Here is a 24,221-nt window from a genome sequence, read left to right as displayed (position 1 = left end):
AGGGATGTATGTTTAGTTGGTTAGAGAAAAATCCATTCTTTTTTGCGGTATTTGTGTTTATCTTTATAGCATATGCTGGTATTGTCGAGATTTTGCCTGATTTTGCTGATCGTGCTAGACCTGTTGAGCATAAAAAACCATACACAGTTTTACAACTAGCTGGTCGCAATGTTTATATAGCTGATAGCTGTAATGCTTGCCACTCTCAATTAATTCGCCCATTTAAATCAGAAACCGATAGATATGGCATGTATTCTGTAAGTGGTGAATTTGCTTATGATAGACCATTTTTATGGGGATCTAAAAGAACAGGCCCAGATCTAGCTAGAATCGGCAACTATAGAAGCGTTGATTGGCATGAAAATCACATGAAAGATCCAGTAAGCGTAGTGCCAGGATCTATTATGCCAGCATATAAACATATGTTTAATAAAAATGCTGATATAGAAACAGCTTATGCTGAAGCCCTAACAGTTAAAAAGGTATTTAATGTCCCTTATGATACAGAAAATATGCCAAAATTAGGCAGTTGGGATGAAGCTCAAGCAGAGATAAAAGCAGAAGCGGAGGCTATCGTAAGCCAAATGAAAGATCAAGATGTAAAAGATGCATTTGCTAGAGGTGAAATCCGCCAAATAGTAGCATTGATTGCATATTTAAATAGCTTAAAATAGGGTTTGTTATGAGTATAGAGACTATGAGAGAACTACAAGCTTATGGCTTTTATATAATGCTAGTAGCGATGGTAGTGATACTATATAGCTACTGGTTTCATCTAAAAAGATCAGAAAAAATAGGTAGAAGAGATTATGAAAAATACTCAAATTTAGCCTTAAATGATGATTTAAAAGATAATGTTCTTGAGAGTTTCACTTCAGACAAAGATGACAATAGGAGCGTTAAAAAATGAAATGGTTTAATCTAGAAGACAATGTAAATTCGCTTTCTATTCTTGGTGCTATAGCTATCGTTTTATTGACATTGATTGTCGTAGGTAGGCTATTTAAACTAATGAAAGTGAAAAAAGAGGGCGGAGAGTTAAGTGAGCATAGCTGGGATGGAATCGGAGAGTATAAAAATCCTGTGCCGATCGGCTGGGCTGTGGTGTTTGTTTTAGCTATAGTTTGGGCTATATGGTACTTTTTGGTTGGGTATCCTTTGAATTCATACTCTCAAATCGGCGAATATAATGAAGAGGTCAAAAAATATAACGCAAGCTTCCAAGCTAAATTCCAAAATGCCACTCAAGATGAGTTAAAAGCAATTGGCGAGCAAGTATTTTTGGTTCAATGTGCAGCTTGCCATGGAATCACAGGTGATGGCATTAATGGTAAGGCGGCAAATTTAGTAGAGTGGGGTAGCGAAAAGGGTATTTATGATGCTATTATCAAAGGCTCAAAAGGCCTAGGATATCCATTAGGCGATATGCCAAATGCTATTGATAATGGCATTGATGAGGCTACGGCTAAGGCTATAGCAGCATTTACAGCTAAAGAGATATCAGCTATCAAATCTACTATAAATGAAGATCTAGTAGAAGCTGGTCGTGCAGCGTGGGCTACTTGTGCGGCTTGCCATGGTGAAGATGGCAAAGGTATGGATGGTATGGCGCCAGATCTTAGCAAATATGGATCAAGTGATTTTGTAGTAGATGTATTAGTTCGTGGAAAAACAGGCAATATCGGTCATATGCCTAAATTCAGAGACACAGGCTTGATTAATCCAACTCAAGAAAAAGCCGTTGGTGAATATATAATCTCACTTTCAAAAGGAGAATAATATGGATAATACAAATAGATCTGTTTTTGCATTAAATGGCGTGACTGGGATGCTGATCGCTACTGCTCTTTTGCTATCTATATTGGTTGTGCTTACATATCTTGGTATATCGGCACAACAAAATGTAATGCAAAAACCATATAAATTAGTAGATCCTTCATCTGTAGAGATGAAAAGTAGCGTCCAAAAAGCTGCTGAAGTTATGGTAATTAAGGAGTAAAATATGTCTAAATTATTAGAATCATTAATTGTTATCGGACTTATTATAGCAGCGGCTATTACTGCTTGGTCAGTGCTTACACCAAATAGTCTTTATATCGGATGATATTATTTAAGATTTTTAAGAGCGGCTTTATAGCTGCTCTTTTGAGTTTGGGAGCATATGGCGTAGTAATTGACAATGCTAATATCATTAGCGAGGCTGTAGAGATAAAACTAAATTTAATTGGTGAAGAGTTAAAGAGTAAAACGGGCGTTAGTCTAGATCTTCTTACTATATCTGATCTCAATGGCTCTACTTTGGAAAATGCTGCTAGCTCACATATATCAAATTTAAAGCCACCATATATAGTTTTAGCTATATTGCCTAAGGATTTTTCTAGTAAGGCTGGTAAGCTAGATATATTTGCGTCAAATGACGCTTTAGAGCTTTTTGACAAAGAAGCAGTGCTTAGCCCATTTCCGCAAATTGGCTCTATAATCCCACTTCTAACGCAAAATAAAGGCAAAGATATCTATAATTCCTCTATGCTAAATGGATATGCCGATATCGCTGATAGAGTCGCAAATAGCAAAAATATAACCCTAGAAACTTCAATAGGCTCACAAAATAGAGATACTATAAATATCTTTAGATATCTAATATATGGGACAATTATACTTGTGTTGATTGTTTTATTTATGCGTAAATTTAAAAAGGCTAATAATGCAAAATCGTAAAACGCTTTGGCCGTATGGAATTTTGCTCTCCATATTTGCTATAGTCTGTGCTTGTGCTTATACTATATATTACTCTTTGGATTATCCTGTCTATATGGATGATTATTACTTTGATAAGTATCAAAAAGTTGATAGCAAATTTAATGAAATCCAAGCGGCTCAATCAAATTTTAGTCGTGAATTTAGTTTTAATACAACTCCGCAAATTGAGCTAAATTCGCTAATCTTGCCTAATCAAACCCAAAGACTTCGTAGGGGCAAGAGAGCTACAATAGTGCCATTAAATCAAAATTTCAATCTCAAATTCGATACAAATGCCACTAACTATTCTACTAAGATATTGCTAACTCGCCCAGATAGCAGTGAGTTTGACAAAGAGCTAATATCACAAAATCAAAGTGGCAAGATGACTATAAATGACCTTAATCTAACCAAAGCTGGCAGATGGCAGATAAAAGCCAAGATTATCATTGATGAGAATAAAACCGGATTTTATCAAGTAGAGTTATATGCAAAATAGATCGCTTTTTGTCTTTAGTACTTCTAGAAATGTGCGGGATTTCTACTCTAATAATCTAAGCTCAAATTCGCTCTTGCCAAAGATAATGAATATATCAGAGTTTTTTGGTGAGGTTATATATGTCCCAGATAGACGCCGTGCTACTGATATGGAGTCCTTGCTATATATGCGAAATGCTATTAATAGGGTGGAGAATATCTCTTCTATATTAAATATAAAAGATGAATTTTTGGTCTTTTTGAAAAACTCCAACTATATATTTTCATTCTTTAAAGAGCTAAGCAAAGAGAAAAAGAGAGTCGCAGATTTAAGTATCGCTGATACATATGCTAATTATGATGAGCATCTAGCTATTTTGGATAATCTAGGGCGGATTTATAAGCAGAGTTTGGATGAGCGTGGCCTATATGATGATATTACGATAAGCGATTACTATGAGATAAATTCAAATTTCATTAGCAATTTTGATAGGATTGAGCTACGGATTGATGGCATTTTGACGCTTTTGGAGTGGGAGATTTTGATTAAAATAAGCGAAAAAATTCCACTAATTTTAAATTTTGATTGTAGTAAATTTAACCAAAAAACGATAGAAAAGATAAAAAATTTTACAAATTTAAATTTCAAAGCCAGCCATAACTATAAGCTAAATTTAAGCGATAAATCTATAGAAAGCGAGACCAAGCTAAACCAAAACCCAAATATAAATATTATGGGATTTTCTCTTCGTAGCTTACAAGCGGCCTTTGTCTTTGATGAGATATCAAATATGATAAGAGATGGGATAAAACCGCAAAATATCGCCGTGATACTACCTGATGAGAGCTTTGCAGATGTGTTACAAAATTTAGATGAGAATAATATGCTAAATTACGCTATGGGAAAAAGCTTGAAAAATAGCCCAATTTACACGCTTTTACACACGATTAAAGAGGCTATATCTCAAGAGTTAGAATATGAATTTAATGAGAATTATATAAAAGATTCCAAAGAACTAAATCAGTTAATAGCAACGCTAAATAGCTTTAAAATCCCAACGCAAATATATCAAGATATCCAAGGTATATTCTATTCTAATGTGGAGTTTAATCGCTTTGAGAATGCTATAAAATCGCTATTAAATGATATCAAAAGGGTTGATGAGATAGATGAGATTATAGAAAATGAGCTATTTTATATCAAAACTCTTTTACGCCAAATAGAGCTTAAATTTAGCGATATTTTAGAGCTATTTTTGATAAATTTCTCTAGCAAAACTCAAAGCATGGCCGGCGGGGGTCTAGTAAGCGTGATTGGGATTTTAGAGAGTAGATTTAAGAGTTATGATGGTGTGATTATAGTTGATTTCAATGACTCTTTAGTGCCTAAAAGAAGCCAAAAAGAGATGTTTCTAAGCTCAGTAGTGAGAAAAAATGCTGGTCTAATCAGTCATAGCGATAGGGAGAATTTACAGAGATTTTACTACGAAAGCTTGATAAATAGAGCCAAAAGGGTATCTATCAGCTATGTTGAAAATGATGAGAATATCGTATCTAGATTTATTAAGGATTTTGAGGGCGTTAAGAAGATTGAAATTTCGCAAATTTCATATGAAAACGCCTTGCGTCAAGGCGGAATCGCCATTGATTTGACGCCTAGGGAGATTGTAGAAACTCACGATTTTTTTGCTTGGCCTCTCTCATTTACTCGCTTAGATACCTATCTTAAATGCCCAAGGCGGTATTATTATAAATATATCAAAAATATTGAAGAGTCTAGATTTGATGATAGGGATGCGCTGGATTTTGGTAATTTGATACATGAAGCCTTAGAAGAGTATTTCAAGCAATCAAACGCCAAATTTGATAAAAGCGAGTTTTTACAGATATATAGCAAATATCAAAAAGACACCACGCTAAAAAGCGAGATTTTCAAGCTAAAACTTGATGATTTCGCATCTAGTCAAAATAGCCATTTTGAAAATGGATTTAGAGTTGATGAACGCGAGATGGAAATTGAAACTGAGTTTGATGGTATTCCTATCAAAGGCAAGATTGATAGAGTAGATATCAATGATGATGATATTTGGCTTATTGATTATAAGAGTGGAAAAGCAGATGAAAAGTCCTTGCAGCTAGCATTTTATGAGCTTTTATATCAAGCGAAATTTAATAAAACAGCTAGTGGTCATTTCTACTCATTTGATGATAATAAATTTACCAATAGCAAAGCCGACATTGATAAATTAATCGAAGTTTTAGATGAGTTAAAAAAGGAAAATAATACCCAAATTGAATTTTATCAAGATACAAAACATTGCGATATATGCCCGTATAAATCTCTATGTTTAAGGGGATTAAGATGAAATTTGAAAATTATTTATGCTTAGAAGCGAGTGCGGGAAGTGGCAAGACATTTGCTCTATCAGTTCGCTATATCGCTCTATTATTAAAAGGCAATCACCCAAGAAAAATTCTAGCCCTAACATTCACAAACAAAGCCGCAAACGAGATGAAGCACAGGATCACAGATACATTTTGTAATCTACATTTAAGCAAGTGTGATGGCGAGCGAAATGCGATTTGCGAGCTTTTGGGCAAATCAAAAGAAGAAGTTTTGGCGCTTAGAGATAAATTTATGGCTGATTTTTTATCAAGTGAGTTAAAGATATCTACATTTGACTCCTTTTTTGCTACGATTCTTAGGCAGTTTAGCTTAAATTTAGGTCTTATGCCAGATTTTAACTCTCTTAATGATAATAGCATTGAGGTTAAAAGTGAGTTTAAAAGGCTCTTAAACTCAAATTCAATGATGAGTAAAGTAGCAAAATATCTATATTATACAAATAGCAAAGAAAATGCCCTTTTTGAAAAGCTTGCTCTACTCTCACAAACTAAATTTGATAAATTCGACGCCCCATGGCCAAGCTCCGAAAACGCAATGGATAGATATAATGAGTTATGTGATGTGGCATTGAAATTGAGTAGCGATAAGTATTATGTGGCTAATTTTAATAAAAATTTAAGCTTAAACGAGATAGTTGAAAAAGCCGTCGTAAAAGATATAGATAAAAAATATTTTAATAAAGTAAGAGACAACGCCGAATTTAACGCCGCTAGAGATGAGTTTATAAGTGCTCTAAAAGAGTATTATCTAGCTCTTGAGAAATATGAAATATCTCAAATTTCATATTTTGTGGATCTCTATAAAAAGGCAATTGCCAATGTAAATCGCCGTGAAAATAGCCTAAGTTTTGCCGATATCACAAATTGGGTCAATGAGCTTCTAACTAACAAAAACAAGCAAAATATCGATATGCTATATTTTCGCCTTGATGCTAAGATTAGGCATATTTTGATCGATGAGTTTCAAGATACTGATATCAAGCAATATGAGATATTAGAACCACTCATAGCTGAAAGTCTCTCTGGCATAGGTCAAAGTGGCGTTGGGAGCTTTTTTTATGTTGGTGATATAAAGCAGAGTATTTATAGATTTCGTGGTGGTCAAAGTGGATTATTTAATAAGCTTACAATTAAATTCCCGCAGATAAAAACTCAAAGCCTAGATAAAAATTATCGCAGTAATAAAGAGATAGTAGAATATGTAAATACCATATTTAAAAACAAATATCCACACTACATAGACCAAATTCCAAATAGCAAAGATGATGGCTATGTAGGGGTTGTTAAATTTGATAGAGAAAAAGAAAAATATTTAGAAGCGATTTATGATAGCATAAATTATCTAAGCAAATTTGGTGTAAAGTATGAAGATATGGCGATACTTTGTTGGAAAAATAGTGATATTTATAATATCAAAGACTATTTAGAAGCTAAAGGCTTAGAAGTATCTACCCAAACTACAAATAATCTTATCAAAAGTGCCAATGTAGCGGCGGTGGTGGCATTTTTGAAATACTCTATTTTTGGTGATGAGATATATCTAAACACTCAATATGAGATAACCAAAACCAAAAAAGCCAAATTAGAGTTAAAAAGCGATGCTAGCGTAGCTCAAACTCTGAAATTCATCGCTAAATACCTTGAGCTTGAGCCTTGCGATGTTGATCTATTGAAACTATATGAGATTAGTAGCAAATATAGCGATATATATGATTTTGCTTTTAATATCGATAATGACCAGACAACCAGTGCTAAAAATAGCCAAAAAGGCATAACGATAATGACCGTCCACAAGAGCAAAGGGCTGCAATTTGAGCATGTTATCGTGCTTGATTATATAGGTAAAGAAAATAGCCAAAAAGATAAATTTTTAATGGAGTATAATCTAGGCACAGATAGCTGGGATATAAGGTTAGCTAATAAGGTGTTTGAGTATTTGGGCGATGAGAATTATATCCAGCTTCAAAATAGACAAAAAGAGCTTGATAGAAAAGAGGTTATAAATAAAATTTATGTAGCATTAACCAGGGCTAAACATAGCTTAATAATCTTAGCCAAAGATAATCCAAATGGCAACAATATCTCATATTTTACTGAGTATGAATCAAATGGCAAAGCAGTAGAATATCTAAATTTAGATGAATACAAATCAGGGATTATCAAACCAAATAGCGACAAAAAGCAAGAGTCCAAGCCGCAAATAACCGATCTTAAACCATTTGAAAAGATTGCGCCACAAGAGATTTTAACTAGTGATAAGCCAAAAGAGAGCTTAAATTTGGATTCTATCTACTTTGGCAAGGCGCTGCATTATTATCTTGAGAGCATTGATTTTGCTGATTTTAACTCACTTAAAATCGCTCAAAATTGCTTGTATAATAAATTTGGAGCATTTATCGACCAAGATGGTTTAAAAGATATTAAAGATAGAGTTGATAGACTTTTAAATAACCCGCAATTTTTAGAAATTATAAAAGATAAAAGATTATATCAAGAGCAAGATATCGGATTTAATGGGGTGTTAAAACGCATTGATTTATTATGCGTAAATAACGATGAAATCGAGATAATAGACTATAAAAGCTCTCTTAAAAATAGCGATGAGCATAAAGAGCAAGTTAGAGAATATCTAGATATTTTATCTCAAATTTACCCACAAAAAAAGCTAAAAGCTAGTATAGTTTATATACTACATGACAAAATTCAAATTTCAAAGCTCTAATATAAAAATTTTCTTAAATTCAGCTATTTTTAAACTAGTCTCGCTATAATTTCACTCTTAAATTAATTATATAAAAGGCAAGATTATGACAAAGATAACAAAGCCAAATGAAGTAAAGCGTGATTGGATCGTTCTTGATGCTTCTGGAAAGAGATTTGGTAGATTGCTAACTGAAGCTGCTACACTACTTCGTGGCAAACATAAGCCAGGATTTAGCCCAAATGTTGATTGCGGAGATTATGTAATCATCATCAATGCTAGTAAGGCAGAATTCACAGGTGCGAATAAAGCTGAAGAGAAACTTTATCACAGACATTCAGGCTATTTTGGTAGCGTAAAGAGCGAAAAATTTGGTGATTTACTAGCTAATAAACCTGAAAAACTTTATAAATTAGCAGTCCGTGGTATGCTACCTAAGACAAAATTAGGCAAAGAGATGCTTAAAAAATTAAAAATCTATGCTGGTAGTGAGCATCCGCACACTGCACAAATAGCTAAAGAAGGAAAATAATAATGGCAACAACATACGCAACAGGTAAGAGAAAAACAGCAGTTGCTAAAGTTTGGGTAAAACCAGGTAGCGGCAAAATCACAGTAAATGGTATGGATCTAAATACTTGGCTTGGCGGACACGAAGCTATAAAGCTTAAAGTAGTTCAACCATTATTAGTAACAAAACAAGAAACTTCTATGGATATCACAGCTACAACTTTAGGTGGTGGGTATTCAGCTCAAGCAGAGGCTTTAAGACACGGAATTTCAAGAGCTTTAGCTTCTATCGACGCAACATTTAGAGGAGCTCTTAAACCACAAGGCCTTCTAACTCGTGATAGTCGTGTTGTAGAGCGTAAAAAATATGGCCGCAGAAAAGCAAGAAGAAGTCCGCAATTCTCAAAAAGATAATACTCCATATTTCCAAAGGTCTTTTGGCTTTTGGAACTTTTTTAAATTTAATTTTGTTTATTTAGCAAAAATTTATAATAAATTTTTATTAAGTTAAGATTGATTACATATAATTCCGATGTCCAACAGATAAACCTCCTTTTTGTAATAGTTTCGGAGTTGTAATCCAACTCCGATACCACATTTTATTACTTTTCTTAAACTTTCATAAATCACGAAAAAGCCATAAATCGCATTACAAAATAAATTAAGTTTTCTGATCATTTCATTTTGGTTATTTTCACCCAAAAGAGTAGCCAAATCTTTATAAATCTCAAACATTCAAAATCACAAAATTTATATTGTTTTAAAGCGATTTAATGTATTATTCTTAAATTAATCATTACATTTAATCACACTTTTTAAGGAATTAAAATGAAAAAAATCATTTTAGCATTATGTGCGGCGTCAGCGATATTTGCAAGTGATAGATATGAACTAACCATAGTTGGTGGATATGCTCACCCAGAGGGCACTCAAGGTATTGATGATCAAAAGCTAATTGGTCTAAGATTAGGTAGAAATTTAGATCTATCTTGGCTTAGTCAAATTGAGCTTGGCTTTGATTACACTCCTAAGGCTACATTTGAAGACAAAAATGGCAAAGAAATTGGCTATGATACAAGAATTGCTAGATACTATTTAAATTTAGTAAAAGATTTTGCTTTAACCGATAGATTTTCTGTTTATGCCTTGGCCGGTGCTGGATATCAAGATCTAAGTAAAGAGGCAAATGATGCTAATGATGATGGATTTGGTCAAGCTGGTTTGGGGGTTAAATTTAAAGTAGTGGATAATTTTGCTATCAAATTAGAAGCAAGAGATGCTATTAACTTCAAAGAAGGAGATAGCACATTTTTATATACTTTAGGTTTTGCTAGTAGCTTTGGTGCTACCAAAAAATCCGAGCCTACCATAACCCAAGAAGCCCCTATCGCTTCACAAGTAGTAGATGGCGATGATGATAATGATGGAGTGTTAAATAGCAAAGATAGATGCCCTAATACCCCAGCAGGTGCCGTGGTTGATGAAAATGGCTGTCAAAAATTAATTAGATTAAATTTACATGCTAATTTCGCAAGTGATAGCGCAACTTTAAGCCCAAAATTTGTAGCTAAAATAGAAGAAGTTGCTAAAGTTTTAAATATGAATAGCGAGTATAAAGTTGTATTAGAAGGCCACACAGATTCTACAGGTTCAGAAAAATATAACCAAATTTTATCAGAAAAAAGAGCCAAAGCAGTAGCAGATGTGCTTATAAATATGGGTGTAAGCAAAGATAGAATCCAAACAATAGGCTATGGTGAGTTATCTCCAATCGCTACAAACAAAACCAAAGAGGGTAGAGCACAAAATCGCCGTGTTGATGCTAAATTTAGTAATTAATTATGCAGATAATCACCGATTTTGATTATACGGCTATATTGGCACTTTGTGCTAAATATAGCCTTAGAGTTATATTTTCACTACTTATATTTTTTATTGGCAAGTGGGTTGTTTGGCGAATTTGTCTTGTTATAGAAAGAGTTATACAAAAAGCCAAATTAGATAAATTAATAGCTAGTTTTATTGTAAATTCATCCAAAACAATATTTTTGATAATTGTCATTGTAGCAGCATTAGCAAATCTTGGTATCGATACGACCTCATTTGTAGCGATGCTTGGTGCCATAGGGCTTGGTATCGGTATGGCCTTTAAAGATTCATTTGGCAATATCGGAGCTGGGATTTTGATTCTATTTTTTAGGCCATTTAGGATAGGGGATAATATCGATATTGGCGGATATAACGGCGTAGCGAGTGAGTTAAATTTATTTAGTATATGTCTAATAACTGGCGATGGCAAAAGCGTCATTATCCCAAATAAACAGGTCATAAATAGCAAAATTATAAATTTCTCACTAACACCAACAAGGCGAGTTGAGCTACTTTTTAGTGTGGATTATAAAGATGATTTAAGATTAGCTAAGGATATAATCTTAAATATCGCAAATCAAAATGAGTTAATCCTAAAAGAGCCCGCACCTAGCGTATTAGTAAGTGCTCTTGGGGCTCACAGCATTGATATATTAGTTAGATTTTGGGTGCTTAATGAAAATTATAGCGCCACGCAGTCAGCTATGCTAGAAGGCGTTAAAATGGCATTTGACGAAGCTGGGATTAGTATCCCATATCCGCAACTTGTAACGCATCATATATATGAGAAAGAGAGCGAAGATGATAAATAAACCTACTATTTTATTTGATCTTGATGGGACACTTATTGACTCTACTGAAGCTATCGTAAATGGATTTTATAAGGCTTTTAGGAGCCATAATTTCACCGAGCCTACAAAGGCTCAAATTTGCTCATTAGTGGGACATCCTTTGGAGTATATGTTTGGCTCACTTGGAGTTAAAGAGCATTTGATAGCTGATTTTATCGCTATTTACAAAGATGATTATAGACAAAACTACCTAGCACAAACCACTCTTTTACCCGGTGGATTTGAAGCAGTTAGCAAGGCTAGTGAATTTGCGAATTTAGGAGTAGTAACCACAAAAACCTCTTTATATTCTAAAAATTTGCTTGAAAACTTAGGAATTTTAAAATATTTTAGCGTTGTTATAGGGCGAGATGATGTAACCCATCCAAAGCCAAATCCTGAGCCGATTCTAAAGGCTTTAGAAGTGATTGGCAAGAGTCCAAAAAGCTATATGATAGGCGATACTCCAATGGATGCTAAAGCGGCTAAGAGTGCCGGTATTGTCAGTATTGGCGTAACTTGTGGATATGAGAGTAGAGAGAATTTAGAGTCAATCTGCGATTATGTCTGCTTAGATACTTTAAGCGCTGTAGAGTATATCAAGATATCTAATTCATAAAATTTATTGATTTTTTGTTTAAACTTATAAATTAGCTAAAAAAATTTGGCTAATTTTTTCTAATTAATTATATATTAATTTTATGGAAAAATCATATTTTGAGCTATGTATTATTTATAGAACTGATAATTTATATAAAAAAAAATTTATAATTTACTTAGTTTTTAGATTTTTATAATATAATTACTAACTTTAAGTTAAAGAAAATAATCAAACCAATATGAGTTTTTAAATTTTATTTTATAAATAGAATTTAAGCTTAGAAAGGAAAAATATGAGCAAAATTATGAAAACCATGGATGGCAACGAAGCAGCAGCTTACGCCTCTTATGCTTTTACAGAAGTTGCTGGGATATATCCTATTACGCCTAGCTCACCTATGGCAGACTATGTGGATATATGGGCAAGTGAAGGCAAGAAAAATCTCTTTGGGATGCCTGTTAAAGTAGTCGAGATGCAAAGCGAAGCCGGTGCGGCCGGTACGGTACATGGTAGCCTTCAAGCTGGAGCATTAACTACTACATTTACAGCAGCTCAAGGGCTATTGCTTAAAATTCCAAATATGTATAAAATCGCAGGCCAAATGCTACCAGGCGTGATCCATGTCGCAGCTAGATCTTTGGCGGCTCAAGCCTTATCAATTTTTGGCGATCATCAAGATATATACGCTTGTAGGCAGACTGGATTTGCTATGCTTGCTACTGGGTCAGTCCAAGAAGTTATGGATCTAGCGGGGGTAGCTCACCTTAGTGCGATTAAAGGTAGGGTGCCGTTTTTACATTTTTTTGATGGATTTAGAACTAGCCATGAAATTCAAAAAATCGAAGTGATGGATTATAGTGTATTTGATAGATTGCTTGATAAAGAGGCAGTTGAAGAGTTTAGACGCACATCTATGAATCCCGAAAATCCAAAAATCAGAGGAACGGCTCAAAATGATGATATATATTTTCAAACTAGGGAGCTAACAAACAAATTTTATGATGCTATCCCTGATATTGTGGCTTATTATATGAGTGAGATATCTAAGGTTACTAGTAGAAATTACGCACCATTTGTATATTATGGCGCTAAAGATGCCACTAGAGTGATTGTAGCGATGGGTTCAGTTACTCAAACGCTTGAAGAAGTTGTGGATTATCTAAATTCCAAAGGCGAAAAAGTAGGCGTGCTAAAAGTCCATCTATATAGACCATTTAGCATTAAATATATGTTTGATGTGATGCCTAAATCAGTAGAAAAGATAGCCGTTTTAGACCGCACCAAAGAGCCAGGAAGCCTTGGTGAGCCACTATATTTAGATATCAAATCCGCATATTATGGCAAAGAGAATGCCCCGATTATAGTAGGTGGAAGATATGGCCTAAGCTCAAAAGATGTCGATCCAGCTCAAATGTTAGCAGTATATGAAAATTTAAATTCACCTACGCCTAAAGATGGATTTACAGTTGGTATAGTAGATGATGTCTCATTTACTTCACTAGCAGTAGGAGATAAAATTTCACTAAGTGATGAAGATTGTATAGAGTGTTTATTTTATGGGCTTGGAGCTGATGGTACGGTTGGAGCAAATAAAAACTCAATCAAAATTATCGGCGATAAAACAGATCTATATGCTCAAGCATATTTTGCTTACGATAGCAAAAAATCCGGCGGCTATACTAGAAGCCATCTAAGATTTGGCAAAAATCCTATCCGCTCTACATATCTAGTATCAAATCCGCATTTTATAGCCTGTTCTGTGGCGGCGTATTTGGATATTTATGATGTTGTAGATGGTTTAAGAGATGGGGGGACATTTTTGTTAAATTCCATTTGGGATGCTCAAAAAACAATAGAGAAAATCCCAAATAGAGTTAAACGCATTTTAGCGCAAAAAAATGCGAATTTCTATATACTAAATGCTACAAAATTAGCCTATGAAATAGGCCTAGGAAATCGCACAAATACCATTATGCAATCGGCATTTTTCAAGCTTTCAGGTATAATTGACTATGAAGAAGCGCGAAAATATATGAAAGAATACGCCTACAAAACCTATCACAAAAAAGGTGATAAAATTGTAGAGATGAACTACAAAGCCATCGATGAGGGTGCTAGTGAGTTAGTCAAAATAGATATTGATCCAAGCTGGATAAATTTAAGCGATGATATAAAAGAGGATAAATATAAAGGTAGTGATTTTGTAGAAAATATCGCTAAACCTATGAATGCTGCTCGTGGGGATTATTTGCCTGTTTCAGCCTTTGTAGGGTATGAAGATGGCTCTTTTGAGTCTGGGACTACTGAATTTGAAAAGCGTGGCGTAGGTGTGATGGTGCCAAAATGGATAGAGGAGAATTGTATCCAGTGTAATCAATGTGCTTTTGTATGCCCACATGCTGTTATTAGGCCGTTTTTGATAGATGAAAATGAGATGGCAAATGCCCCACAAGGTGTCAAAGATAGAGCGATCAACGCTAAAGGCAAAGAGCTAACAGGATTAAAATACAAAATTCAAGTAAGCCCATTAGATTGTACCGGTTGTGAGCTATGTGCCCATGAGTGCCCAAGCAAAGAAAAATCCCTAGTAATGGTGCCGCTAAATGGCGAAATAGAAAAAGGCGAACAAGAAAACGCAGATTATCTATTTAAAAAAGTTGTCTATAAAGATGATTTAATGAACAAACAAAGCGTCAAAGGCTCTGGCTTTGCTCAACCTTTATTTGAATTCCACGGCGCATGTCCAGGATGTGGTGAAACGCCATATATCACGCTAGTTACAAGGCTATTTGGCGAGCAATTAATGATAGCTAATGCGACTGGTTGTAGCTCTATTTATGGCGGGTCAGCACCATCATCACCATATAGAAAATCTAATAAAACAGGCAACGGCGTAGCATGGGCGAATTCGCTATTTGAAGATAATGCCGAGTTTGGTATGGGTATGGAGATAGCTATGCAAACTATCCGCAATAGAGTAGAGAGCATAATGCTAAATACCAAAGACAAATCCCCAAATGCTATAGCAGCGCTATATAATGACTGGTTAGCTAATAAAAATGATAGAATAGCTACCCAAAATATTAGAGATACCTTAGTCCCACTACTTGAAGCAAATTCAAATTTCGAAGGGGCAAAAGAGCTTTTAAGCCTTAAACAATACATAGCTAAAAAATCACAATGGATCATTGGTGGCGATGGCTGGGCTTATGATATCGGATATGGCGGTTTGGATCATGTATTAGCAAGTGGTGAAAATGTCAATGTTTTAGTCCTTGATACAGAGGTTTATTCAAACACAGGTGGCCAAAGCTCAAAATCTAGCCGAAGTGGCTCAGTAGCACAATTTAGCGCTAGTGGCAAAGCAGTCCAAAAGAAAGATTTAGGCCAAATTTCAATGACTTATGGTAATATCTTTGTAGCCCAAATCAATCTAAACGCTAGTCAAGCAAATGTGATAAAAGCTATCACCGCAGCTGAAGAATATGATGGCCCAAGTCTTATAATAGCCTATTCTCCATGTATAGCTCATGGTATCAAAGGTGGCCTTACTATGTCAGGAGAGCAAGCGGAGTTAGCCACAGCTTGTGGATATTGGCCTACATATATCTATGATCCAAGTCTATTAGCTCAAGGCAAAAATCCGCTTAAAATTACATCCAAAGAGCCTAATTGGGATAGATATGAAGAGTTTTTATTAAACGAAGTTCGTTATAACTCGCTTAAAAAGATCAATCCTAGTCACGCAGATGAGCTATTTGCTAAAAACCTAAACGACGCTAAGCGACGATATAGACAATTAAAACGCTTAGCCGCAGCTGATTATAGCGATGAGTTAAATTAAATTTAACTCTCTTGGCTGAGTATTTACCAAATCAGTTATATAATTTTACTATTAACTGATTTGTTTTTACTCCTTTTTTATGCCACGGATCTGCTCTTCCGTGGCATTTTAAAATCTCTATTTTTTATCTAAAAATTTATAAATTTTTTAAATATTTATTTTAAATTCAGTAAATTATATTAATATTACAAACTAAATTAAATTCAAATTCACAAGTCAAAAAATGAGTTATAATAAATTTTTAATCCGACATTTAGGTATATATTATATGCTTATTGCCTCTATGCTTTTTGCTGGGACTGGGGCTTTATCTAAGCTTTTAAGCAGTGAGCTTAACTCTATTGAGATTGTATTTTTCCGTAATATCATAGGGTTATTTCTCATCATCTTGATGATATATAAAAAGCCACTTCATCAAACTGGGGGCAAATTTTGGCTCTTGGCATTTCGTGGCATTATAGGCACTATCGGGCTATATGCGTTTTTTTATAATATTGCTCATATAGATTTGGCTACAGCTTTTACATTTTCTAAAACTAGTCCGATTTTTACCGCACTTTTTGCGGCTTTTTTATTTAAAGAGAGACTTAATTATCTTAGTTGGTTTGCTATTTTTATTGGGTTTATTGGAATTTTATTTATTGTTGAGCCGACTCTTGGAGTTAGTAAAGATGAGTATATAGGATTGATTAGCGGTATTGGTGCGGCGATGGCATATACGAGCATTAGGGGGCTTAGAAAGCATTATGATACTAGGGCGATTGTTTTGTCTTTTATGATTTGTGGGAGTGCTATGCCGCTTTTATCCATGATTGTTGGGAGTTTTTATTATAGGCCAAATTTGGATTTTTTGATTAGTCCATTTGTGATGCCTAGCTTAAATGGTTGGGTTATGATAGTTATTATGGGATTATTGGCTACGGCATTTCAAATTTATCTTACCAAAGCTTACGCAGCAAGCAAAAAAGCCGGCGTAGTCGCAGCAGTAGGTTATAGTGATGTAGTTTTTAGTATGATTTTTGGGTTAATTTTGGGTGATTCTTTGCCTAGTTCTTTGGCGTTTTTGGGGATTATAATGATTATAGGAGCTGGGATTTTGGTCGCTTATCAAAGGTGATTAAAGGGTGAAATTTAGAGAGCTATTGTTATTTTTATATCTATTTTATAGGAGCTGATATGGCGCAAGCAAAGCCAAAAATCGCTATTTTAGCCACTGGTGGGACAATTGTTAGTAGCATTGAAGATTGCGTTGCTACTACTGGATATAGTGTTGGGGGTTTGAGTGTTGAGAATTTGATTAGTGGAGTTAAGGGGATTGAAGATCTAGCCACCATAACTACCAAGCAAATTTCAAATATCGATAGCGCTAATATGCGTGATGAAATTTGGCTTAAACTTGCTAAAGAGATTAACCAAATTTTAGATAGTGATTTTGATGGAGTTGTGATAACTCACGGGACTGACACTATGGAAGAGACGGCCTATTTTTTACACTTAACTATCAAAAGCCATAAGCCTGTGATTTTAGTAGGTGCTATGAGACCATCAAATAGCGTAAGCTCTGATGGGGCTAAAAATCTATATAACGCAGTAGCCTTAGCAGCCAATAAAGAGTCTAAATTTAAAGGCGTTATGGTAACAATGAATGATAAAATCCTAAGCGCTAGGGGTGTAACAAAAACTCATACCCTAAATTTAGACGCCTTTTCATCGCCTGATTTTGGTGATTTGGGCTATATGGTAGATGGCAAGGCCTATTTTTATAGTGCCATTACCAAAGCTCACACCACAAACACCCCATTTGATATAAGCCAAATATCAAATTTACCAAAGGTAGATATCTTGTATAGCTACTCAAATGATGGCAACGCCGTAGCGGCTAAGGCGCTTTTTGCTAATGGGACAAAGGGGTTAGTAATAGCTGGAAGTGGCGCTGGAAGTATCCACGAAGATCACGAAAAAGCCCTAAAAGAGCTGATAAGCCAAGGGCTTAAAGTCGTTGTAAGCTCACGAATTTCGCAAGGGCGAGTCGCTTTAAATAGTGAGAAAAAATCTCTTGGCTTTATCAGTGCTGAAGAGCTAAATCCGCAAAAAGCTAGAGTTTTGCTTATGTTATCTTTGATTAAAACAGATGATATTAGCCAAATTCAAGACTATTTTTTGAAATATTAAATAGCTTTAGCAATATTTGGCTATAATTACCCATTAAAATTAAATTCCAAAGGATAAATATGATATTAATAGCTGGACCTTGCGTCATCGAGAGCAGGGATTTGGTCTTTAAAGTAGCACAAAATTTAGTAGAGATAGCGAATTTAGATTGGATAGATTTTTATTTTAAATCTAGTTTTGACAAGGCCAATCGCACAAGCATTAGTAGCTTTAGAGGCCCAGGGCTTGAAAATGGGCTAAAAATCTTAGATGAGGTTAAAAGGGAATTTGGCTTTAAAATCCTAACCGATATCCACGAAAGTTATCAAGCCCAGCCCGCAGCGCAAGTAGCAGATGCCCTACAGATACCAGCATTTTTATGCCGCCAGACAGATTTGCTAGTAGCAGCAGCCAAAACCAAAGCTATGATAAATATCAAAAAGGGTCAATTCCTAAGCCCTGATGCGATGAAACATAGCGTTAAAAAGGTCTTAGAGACTCGTGGCGTGAGTGAATTTGGCTATGAAGTTGCTAGGGATAATGGGGTATTTTTATGTGAGAGAGGCTCTACATTTGGTTATGGAAATTTAGTAGTGGATATGAGAAGTTTGCCTATTATGAGAGAGTTTGCGCCTGTTGTTTTCGATGCTACTCATAGCGTTCAAATGCCAAGTGCAAACGGCGCTACAAGTGGTGGCGATAGCAGATTTGTGCCATATCTAGCTAGGGCAGCAGCCGCTGTGGGTGTGGATGGATTTTTCTATGAAACGCATATTAATCCATGTGAGGCTATGTGCGATGGGCCAAATATGCTAAATCTTGAAGCCCTTAAAGCAAATTTAGACGAGATCAAAAGGATCAAGGACGCCTTAGGTGAGTAATAAGGGCTTTTTTTGGGTGATTTTGGGGGCGACTTTTGAGTGCGGATGGGCGTATGGGCTTAAACACGCTAATACCACGCTTGAATGGATCGCTACGGCTCTTTTGATCTGTTGTAGTTTTTCATCTTTTATGCTTAGTTTTAGATACCTTAGTGCGAGTGTGGCATATACTATGTTTATCGGCTTTGGGACTATATTTATAGTAGGGGCTGAGATTGTGACAAACTACTTTAATAACGAGAGTATAAGCTTTATTAGAATTCTATTTATCTTGCTTATAATTATCGGTGTATTAGGGCTTAAAAGGAGTGAGGCGTGATATATAGTCTTGCTCTTTTGGTTGCTGGATTTTGCGAAGTTTTAGGCGTGGCAGCTCTAAATCAAATGGCAAAAAGCAAGAGCATTGCTAAGATATTTTATTTTATATCTTTGATAATTGCTTTTGGTGGTTCTATATCCTTGCTTGGCTTTGCTATGAATGAATTTTCCATGTCTGTGGCGTATGCCGTATGGACTGGTATAGGTGCTGTTGGCGCTGTGGCCGTGGGAGTAGTATTTAATGGTGAGAAATTCACTATCCCAAAGGCGGTTTATCTATTTTTAATAATTTTTAGTGTAATAATGTTGAAATTTATTTAAGGAGTTTTTATGAATATTTTAGAAGGTAGATTATCTCTAAAAGGAGATGAAAAAATAGCTATAATCCAAGCTAGATTTAATCACATAATCACAGATAGATTAAGCGAGGGCGCTAGGGACTCATTTTTACGCCATGGCGGTAGAGATGAGAATTTATCATTGATTTTAGTTCCTGGGGCTTTTGAGATTCCTATGGCACTTCAAAAAGCCTTAGAAAGTGGCAAATTCGATGCTGTAGTTTGCGTGGGTGCTGTGATCCGTGGCGCTACACCGCATTTTGATTATGTAAGCGCTGAAACCACAAAAGGTATAGCCAACATAACGCTAAAATATGCTAAACCTGTAACATTTGGCGTCTTAACCGTAGATAATCTAGACCAAGCTATCGAAAGAGCCGGCTCAAAAGCTGGTAATAAAGGCTTTGAAGCTATGTCAAATGTAATAGAAATGATAAATTTATATGAAAATTTAAAGGCTTAAAATGGCTACTAGACATCAAGTAAGGCAGTGCGTAGTAAGCTTGCTCTACGCCAAAGAGATGGGTAGTCAGATGGAGCAATTTAGCGATGAGTTCTTAGAAGAAAAGAAGATCCGAAACGACCAAAAAAACTTCACAATCAGCCTATATAACGGCGTTTTAGATAATATTGATAATATCGATAACTTGCTTAATAACTACCTTGGCAAATGGAAGCTAGATCAAATCGGCATAGTAGAAAGGCAGATTCTACGCCTTGGGGCTTATGAGATGAAATATAGCGATATAGACCTAGCCATCGCTATAAACGAAGCCGTAATCTTAGCTAATGAGTTAGCATCAGAATCTTCTATCAAGCTTATAAATGGCGTTTTAGACGCAATCGCAAAGGATAAATAGATGAAGCTTTGTGTAGCATTAGATATGGCTAAAAAAGATGATTGCCTAGCCCTTGCTAAGGAGCTAAAAGGGCTAGATCTGTGGCTTAAAGTTGGGTTAAGAGCTTACCTTAGAGATGGGGTTAAATTCATAGAAGAGCTAAAAAATATTAGCGATTTTAAGATATTTTTAGACCTTAAAATTTATGATATCCCAAATACCATGGCCGATGCGTGTGAAGTCATCTCATCACTTGGCGTAGATATGATAAATATCCACGCAAGTGCCGGCCAAATCGCTATGAAAGCGGTTATGGATAGGCTAAATTCGCTCCCTAAAAGGCCATTGGTTTTGGCTGTTTCAGCTTTGACTAGCTTTGATGAGAGTGAGTTTAAATCCATTTATAATTCTAGTATCAATCAAAGTGTTATCAATATGGCTCAAATATCCTACAAATCGGGCTTAGATGGTATGGTATGCTCTGTTTATGAGAGCCTAGCTATCAAATCTGTTACTAATGATAACTTCATCACCCTAACACCAGGAATTCGCCCATTTGGCGAAGAAAACGCCGACCAAAAAAGAGTAGCCGACCTAACTACAGCCCTAGATAATAAATCCGATTTTATCGTAGTTGGCAGACCTATATACGCATCCAATAACCCCAAAGAGATAACCCAAAGGATACTAAGCCAAATTTAAGTAGCCTTTAAGTCTAAAATTAGTATAATTCCACTTCTTTTTAGGACAGATGGGTGAGCGGCTGAAACCACACCCCTGCTAAGGGTGCAAGTCTTAATCGGGCTTCGAGGGTTCAAATCCCTCTCTGTCCGCCACTAAATTTCAATCATATTTTTATCAATCATCTTTAAATTTTTAATCTCAAATAATTTTATTTTTATTATCATTAAACTTTATTAGACCTTTTTTAACAAAGTTTTATAATCCTATGCGAAATTTAGTCAAAAAGTGTGCTTTGCTCAATCTTGCGAAATCAAATGGGGCACCCTATAAAAATCCGTGGCGAGGCCACCCATTGAAAGGCTTTTCCAGGGGGTTAGGGGTTGTTAAGGGGGAAGCTAAGGTGTTGCTATCTTTCGTAGCGTCGCAAACGATGATTTACATCGTTGTTGCTGTTACGCTACTCATCTGCCAAAAAGCGCTCCCCTTACCACTTAAAAAAAGAAAAATTTAAATTTCTCTCATATTTCAAAAAATTTAAATTCACAAAAAAGAAAAATAAATTCAAAATTCAAATTTCTAAAAAATATAAAATTTTTATTATAAAATTTAAAGAGTTAAAAATAAAAATTTAAATTCATATTATCCCTAAAATAATTTTTATTAAAGCTCGAAGAGTTTTAATAAAAATGGTATAAATCTGCGCCTAGCGCAGCAACTTTGAAAGGCTTTTCCAGGGGGTTAGGGGTTGTTAAGGGGGAAGGGGTAGCGGCTGCCAAAAAGCGCTCCCCTTCTCCCTTAAAAAAGAAATTTCTTTAAAAATCTCAAATCCGCAAAAAGCAAATTTCTCCAAAATTTCAAATTCACAAAAAAGAAAATTCAAATTTCATTAATATTTTAAATCTACTAAAAACTAAAAAATCTTAATGCGAATTTAAGTATTAAAAAATAATTTCTCTAAAATCTCAAATTCCCATAATATCCTAAATCACTAAATAAATCCAAGCCAATCTATGATAAACGATGATTTCATACCTTTGGATTTTTCATTGAATTTCGGTAAATAGTCGGTAATAATTTGGCAAAATTTCAGTAAACATTAAGTAAAAAATCATTACAATTCTAAACCTATTTTTTACAAGGAGACAAAATGAAATTAGTTAAACTAAGCTTAGCTGCTATTGTAGCTGCAGGTGCTCTTTCAAGCGTAGCAAGTGCTGCATCACTTGAAGAAGCTATTAAAAATGTAGATGTATCAGGCTATGCAAGATATAGATATGATAGCAAAAACACTACAACCAACACTACAAGCACTACAAAGAACTACCACAGATTTACAACAGATGCAAATTTCAAAGCTGCACTAGATGATAACTTCTTTGGTGTTATCGGCTTTAGATATGATAGCCGTGATGCATCTGGTGAGAGAAGAGACGCTAACACCAAAGTAGGCTCACAAGATGTTGGTAATGAAGAATATGGTCAAACATTCAATGTCCGCCAATACTATCTAGGATATACAGCAGGTAACACAACTATCCAAGCTGGTCGCCAAGTCCTAGGTACATTCTTCACTGATGATATGGTAGGTACTGGTATCAAAGTTCTTAATAGCGATATCAGCGGTCTGACTCTAGCTGCTATAGCATTTGATAACCTACAAAGCACTGATGGTGATATGGGTACAAGATATTATGTAGATGACCAAGGCAGAAGTCAAGGTATAGTAATTGGTAATAATAATAATGAGTATGTATATGATAGAAACCTATATGGTGTAGCTGCTATCGGCTCATATGATCCAGTAAGCTTCCAAGCATGGTATGCAGCTCTAGATAGCGTAGCTCAACTATACGCTCTTGATGTAACACTAGGAGCTAACCTAGGTGGCGCTGACCTAAGCTTGCAAGCTCAATATGCTGGCTCAAGCGTATGGGCTAGCAAAGTTGGCTATTGGGAAGATGGTGTTTTAAGTCGAAATGTAGATTTAGACGATGCTCAATTCTTAGCTGTTAAAGCTGGTGCTAAAGCATTTGGCTTCGATGGTAGCGTAGGATATGTAAATATCAATACTCAAGGCGATGGCGCTTCTCTAATCTCACTTGAAGACCAAGGTGGCTTCATCACAGCTGGTGAGGATCTACTAGACTATACATTGATCGGTGCTGATCAAAGTATCTACTTCGTAACTGCTGGCTATACATTTGCTGACAAAGTAAGAGTAGGTGCTGACTATGTAGGTGCTAGATATGATAATGAAGGTGACTACACAGATGCTTATGAAGCAGTAGCTAGAGTAGATTATAAATATAGCAAAAAACTTAACTTCAAAACTTGGTATTCATACATTGATAGAGACAACAATGAAGATGATGCTAAACACCTAAGATTTGAAGCTAGATATAACTTCTAATATAATTAGGGTTTAAATCTCTTGGGGAGCTTAGCCATTTATGGTTAGGCTCCCTTTTTTTATGCTTTTAAAATCCACTAACCAAAATCCAAAAATCATAATTTAAATTCATTTTATTATTTTTATTATTTTTATTATTTTTATTATTTTTATTATTTTTATTATTTTTATTATTTTTATTATTTTTATTATTTTTATTATTTTTATTATTTTTATTATTTTTATTATTTTTATTATTTTTATTATTTTTATTAAAAACTCAAAAAAATTTTTAATAAAATATAGTAATCAAAATTATAAGATTAATGATTTAAATTTAATGTTTTTCACCGCTTTACTTCGCTAAAGCCAAAGCTAATATTTGCGATAAATTTATAAAATTTAATTTTTTGAATTTATTTTTAGTTTTGAATTTGAGATTTTAGAGAAATTATTTTTTAATACTTAAATTCGCATTAAGATTTTTTAGTTTTTAGTAGATTTAAAATATTAATGAAATTTGAATTTTCTTTTTTGTGAATTTGAAATTTTGGAGAAATTTGCTTTTTTTGTGAATTTGAAATTTTGGAGAAATTTGCTTTTTTTGCGGATTTGAGTTTTTTAAAGAAATTTCTTTTTTAAGT

24 protein-coding genes and 1 tRNA gene are annotated in these 24,221 nt (G+C 34.8%); all 25 read left to right on the top strand.

The genetic code is table 11. From position 1 onward, the window contains the following. Positions 1–8 precede the first annotated feature (8 nt). The 25 genes from ccoO (at position 9) to CLAN_RS06425 (ending at position 23,598) form a co-directional block, all read left to right on the top strand. Positions 9–674: a cytochrome-c oxidase, cbb3-type subunit II gene (ccoO, locus tag CLAN_RS06550; RefSeq protein ID WP_096017493.1), complete on the top strand. Its 666-nt coding sequence runs from the start codon at positions 9–11 to the stop codon at positions 672–674. 8 nt (positions 675–682) lie between these two features. Beyond that, positions 683–910 (top strand): cytochrome c oxidase, cbb3-type, CcoQ subunit, encoded by a 228-nt coding sequence (locus CLAN_RS06545; RefSeq protein ID WP_096014166.1) that lies wholly within the window; start codon positions 683–685, stop codon positions 908–910. Beyond that, positions 907–1,779, top strand: coding sequence for a cbb3-type cytochrome c oxidase N-terminal domain-containing protein (locus CLAN_RS06540; protein ID WP_096014165.1), 873 nt, complete (start codon positions 907–909; stop codon positions 1,777–1,779). The genes CLAN_RS06545 and CLAN_RS06540 overlap by 4 nt, the downstream gene beginning before the upstream one ends. A 1-nt stretch (position 1,780) precedes the next feature. Beyond that, positions 1,781–1,999 (top strand): DUF4006 family protein, encoded by a 219-nt coding sequence (locus tag CLAN_RS06535; RefSeq protein WP_096014164.1) that lies wholly within the window; start codon positions 1,781–1,783, stop codon positions 1,997–1,999. Between the two features lie 3 nt (positions 2,000–2,002). Further along, positions 2,003–2,104: a hypothetical protein gene (locus CLAN_RS06530; protein WP_096014163.1), complete on the top strand. Its 102-nt coding sequence runs from the start codon at positions 2,003–2,005 to the stop codon at positions 2,102–2,104. Next, entirely contained in the window at positions 2,101–2,718 is a 618-nt protein-coding gene (locus CLAN_RS06525; protein WP_167368945.1) for a TPM domain-containing protein, read from the top strand. The genes CLAN_RS06530 and CLAN_RS06525 overlap by 4 nt, the downstream gene beginning before the upstream one ends. After that, complete coding sequence (locus CLAN_RS06520; RefSeq protein ID WP_096017494.1) at positions 2,705–3,238, top strand: hypothetical protein; 534 nt, start codon at positions 2,705–2,707, stop codon at positions 3,236–3,238. The genes CLAN_RS06525 and CLAN_RS06520 overlap by 14 nt, the downstream gene beginning before the upstream one ends. Next, the gene (locus CLAN_RS06515) at positions 3,228–5,582 is read left to right on the top strand and encodes a PD-(D/E)XK nuclease family protein (protein WP_100590872.1); all 2,355 of its coding nucleotides are present in this window, start codon (positions 3,228–3,230) and stop codon (positions 5,580–5,582) included. Before CLAN_RS06520 ends, CLAN_RS06515 begins: the two co-directional genes overlap by 11 nt. Then, positions 5,579–8,344, top strand: coding sequence for a RecB-like helicase (locus CLAN_RS06510; RefSeq protein WP_167368944.1), 2,766 nt, complete (start codon positions 5,579–5,581; stop codon positions 8,342–8,344). Before CLAN_RS06515 ends, CLAN_RS06510 begins: the two co-directional genes overlap by 4 nt. Before the next feature lie 85 nt (positions 8,345–8,429). Further along, positions 8,430–8,855 carry a 50S ribosomal protein L13 gene (gene rplM, locus CLAN_RS06505; protein WP_063998780.1) on the top strand — a complete coding sequence of 142 codons (426 nt, stop codon included), beginning with the start codon at positions 8,430–8,432 and terminating at the stop codon, positions 8,853–8,855. A 2-nt stretch (positions 8,856–8,857) separates the two neighbouring features. Continuing rightward, the gene (gene rpsI / locus CLAN_RS06500; RefSeq protein ID WP_096018304.1) at positions 8,858–9,247 is read left to right on the top strand and encodes a 30S ribosomal protein S9; all 390 of its coding nucleotides are present in this window, start codon (positions 8,858–8,860) and stop codon (positions 9,245–9,247) included. Positions 9,248–9,661: 414 nt separating this feature from the next. Continuing rightward, entirely contained in the window at positions 9,662–10,672 is a 1,011-nt protein-coding gene (locus tag CLAN_RS06495; protein WP_086229853.1) for an OmpA family protein, read from the top strand. 2 nt (positions 10,673–10,674) lie between these two features. Beyond that, positions 10,675–11,514: a mechanosensitive ion channel family protein gene (locus tag CLAN_RS06490; protein ID WP_096018306.1), complete on the top strand. Its 840-nt coding sequence runs from the start codon at positions 10,675–10,677 to the stop codon at positions 11,512–11,514. After that, on the top strand, positions 11,504–12,151 hold the full coding sequence (locus CLAN_RS06485; protein WP_167368943.1) for an HAD family hydrolase: 648 nt from the start codon (positions 11,504–11,506) through the stop codon (positions 12,149–12,151). The genes CLAN_RS06490 and CLAN_RS06485 overlap by 11 nt, the downstream gene beginning before the upstream one ends. A 274-nt stretch (positions 12,152–12,425) precedes the next feature. Continuing rightward, positions 12,426–15,977, top strand: a complete 3,552-nt coding sequence (gene nifJ, locus CLAN_RS06480) for a pyruvate:ferredoxin (flavodoxin) oxidoreductase (RefSeq protein WP_100590870.1) — start codon at positions 12,426–12,428, stop codon at positions 15,975–15,977. 223 nt (positions 15,978–16,200) lie between these two features. Then, positions 16,201–17,094 (top strand): DMT family transporter, encoded by an 894-nt coding sequence (locus CLAN_RS06475; protein WP_096020869.1) that lies wholly within the window; start codon positions 16,201–16,203, stop codon positions 17,092–17,094. Positions 17,095–17,153: 59 nt separating this feature from the next. Beyond that, the gene (locus CLAN_RS06470; protein ID WP_100590869.1) at positions 17,154–18,149 is read left to right on the top strand and encodes an asparaginase; all 996 of its coding nucleotides are present in this window, start codon (positions 17,154–17,156) and stop codon (positions 18,147–18,149) included. A gap of 59 nt (positions 18,150–18,208) precedes the next feature. After that, positions 18,209–19,009 (top strand): 3-deoxy-8-phosphooctulonate synthase, encoded by an 801-nt coding sequence (gene kdsA / locus CLAN_RS06465; protein ID WP_100590868.1) that lies wholly within the window; start codon positions 18,209–18,211, stop codon positions 19,007–19,009. Then, positions 19,002–19,328, top strand: coding sequence for an SMR family transporter (locus tag CLAN_RS06460; RefSeq protein WP_096015123.1), 327 nt, complete (start codon positions 19,002–19,004; stop codon positions 19,326–19,328). The genes kdsA and CLAN_RS06460 overlap by 8 nt, the downstream gene beginning before the upstream one ends. Further along, the gene (locus CLAN_RS06455) at positions 19,325–19,648 is read left to right on the top strand and encodes a DMT family transporter (protein WP_096015850.1); all 324 of its coding nucleotides are present in this window, start codon (positions 19,325–19,327) and stop codon (positions 19,646–19,648) included. The genes CLAN_RS06460 and CLAN_RS06455 overlap by 4 nt, the downstream gene beginning before the upstream one ends. 9 nt (positions 19,649–19,657) lie before the next feature. Beyond that, the gene (ribH, locus tag CLAN_RS06450) at positions 19,658–20,128 is read left to right on the top strand and encodes a 6,7-dimethyl-8-ribityllumazine synthase (RefSeq protein ID WP_096015849.1); all 471 of its coding nucleotides are present in this window, start codon (positions 19,658–19,660) and stop codon (positions 20,126–20,128) included. Position 20,129: 1 nt separating this feature from the next. Continuing rightward, complete coding sequence (gene nusB, locus CLAN_RS06445) at positions 20,130–20,525, top strand: transcription antitermination factor NusB (RefSeq protein ID WP_096019546.1); 396 nt, start codon at positions 20,130–20,132, stop codon at positions 20,523–20,525. Then, a complete protein-coding gene (gene pyrF, locus CLAN_RS06440; RefSeq protein ID WP_096020874.1) occupies positions 20,526–21,206 on the top strand; it encodes an orotidine-5'-phosphate decarboxylase in 681 nt (226 codons plus the stop codon). A 43-nt stretch (positions 21,207–21,249) separates the two neighbouring features. Beyond that, positions 21,250–21,340, top strand: a tRNA-Ser gene (locus tag CLAN_RS06435). Positions 21,341–22,335: 995 nt separating this feature from the next. After that, positions 22,336–23,598: a major outer membrane protein gene (locus CLAN_RS06425; RefSeq protein ID WP_100590866.1), complete on the top strand. Its 1,263-nt coding sequence runs from the start codon at positions 22,336–22,338 to the stop codon at positions 23,596–23,598. Positions 23,599–24,221: the final 623 nt, after the last annotated feature.

Source organism: Campylobacter lanienae NCTC 13004, from assembly GCF_002139935.1.
Taxonomy (GTDB): Bacteria; Campylobacterota; Campylobacteria; order Campylobacterales; family Campylobacteraceae; genus Campylobacter; species Campylobacter lanienae.
This window is presented reverse-complemented; position numbering and strand designations above follow the sequence as displayed.

Excerpts from the sequence above, each read along its gene's own strand:
- CLAN_RS06530 (WP_096014163.1), top strand. The coding sequence starts at position 2,003 with ATGTCTAAATTATTAGAATCATTAATTGTTATCGGACTTATTATAGCA.
- CLAN_RS06490 (WP_096018306.1), top strand. The coding sequence starts at position 10,675 with ATGCAGATAATCACCGATTTTGATTATACGGCTATATTGGCACTTTGT.
- rpsI (WP_096018304.1), top strand. The coding sequence starts at position 8,858 with ATGGCAACAACATACGCAACAGGTAAGAGAAAAACAGCAGTTGCTAAA.
- kdsA (WP_100590868.1), top strand. The coding sequence starts at position 18,209 with ATGATATTAATAGCTGGACCTTGCGTCATCGAGAGCAGGGATTTGGTC.
- CLAN_RS06510 (WP_167368944.1), top strand. The coding sequence starts at position 5,579 with ATGAAATTTGAAAATTATTTATGCTTAGAAGCGAGTGCGGGAAGTGGC.
- CLAN_RS06515 (WP_100590872.1), top strand. The coding sequence starts at position 3,228 with ATGCAAAATAGATCGCTTTTTGTCTTTAGTACTTCTAGAAATGTGCGG.
- rplM (WP_063998780.1), top strand. The coding sequence starts at position 8,430 with ATGACAAAGATAACAAAGCCAAATGAAGTAAAGCGTGATTGGATCGTT.
- ccoO (WP_096017493.1), top strand. The coding sequence starts at position 9 with ATGTTTAGTTGGTTAGAGAAAAATCCATTCTTTTTTGCGGTATTTGTG.
- CLAN_RS06520 (WP_096017494.1), top strand. The coding sequence starts at position 2,705 with ATGCAAAATCGTAAAACGCTTTGGCCGTATGGAATTTTGCTCTCCATA.
- CLAN_RS06545 (WP_096014166.1), top strand. The coding sequence starts at position 683 with ATGAGTATAGAGACTATGAGAGAACTACAAGCTTATGGCTTTTATATA.
- CLAN_RS06535 (WP_096014164.1), top strand. The coding sequence starts at position 1,781 with ATGGATAATACAAATAGATCTGTTTTTGCATTAAATGGCGTGACTGGG.
- CLAN_RS06525 (WP_167368945.1), top strand. The coding sequence starts at position 2,101 with ATGATATTATTTAAGATTTTTAAGAGCGGCTTTATAGCTGCTCTTTTG.
- CLAN_RS06485 (WP_167368943.1), top strand. The coding sequence starts at position 11,504 with ATGATAAATAAACCTACTATTTTATTTGATCTTGATGGGACACTTATT.
- CLAN_RS06475 (WP_096020869.1), top strand. The coding sequence starts at position 16,201 with ATGAGTTATAATAAATTTTTAATCCGACATTTAGGTATATATTATATG.
- CLAN_RS06495 (WP_086229853.1), top strand. The coding sequence starts at position 9,662 with ATGAAAAAAATCATTTTAGCATTATGTGCGGCGTCAGCGATATTTGCA.
- CLAN_RS06470 (WP_100590869.1), top strand. The coding sequence starts at position 17,154 with ATGGCGCAAGCAAAGCCAAAAATCGCTATTTTAGCCACTGGTGGGACA.
- ribH (WP_096015849.1), top strand. The coding sequence starts at position 19,658 with ATGAATATTTTAGAAGGTAGATTATCTCTAAAAGGAGATGAAAAAATA.
- CLAN_RS06540 (WP_096014165.1), top strand. The coding sequence starts at position 907 with ATGAAATGGTTTAATCTAGAAGACAATGTAAATTCGCTTTCTATTCTT.
- nusB (WP_096019546.1), top strand. The coding sequence starts at position 20,130 with ATGGCTACTAGACATCAAGTAAGGCAGTGCGTAGTAAGCTTGCTCTAC.
- pyrF (WP_096020874.1), top strand. The coding sequence starts at position 20,526 with ATGAAGCTTTGTGTAGCATTAGATATGGCTAAAAAAGATGATTGCCTA.
- CLAN_RS06425 (WP_100590866.1), top strand. The coding sequence starts at position 22,336 with ATGAAATTAGTTAAACTAAGCTTAGCTGCTATTGTAGCTGCAGGTGCT.
- nifJ (WP_100590870.1), top strand. The coding sequence starts at position 12,426 with ATGAGCAAAATTATGAAAACCATGGATGGCAACGAAGCAGCAGCTTAC.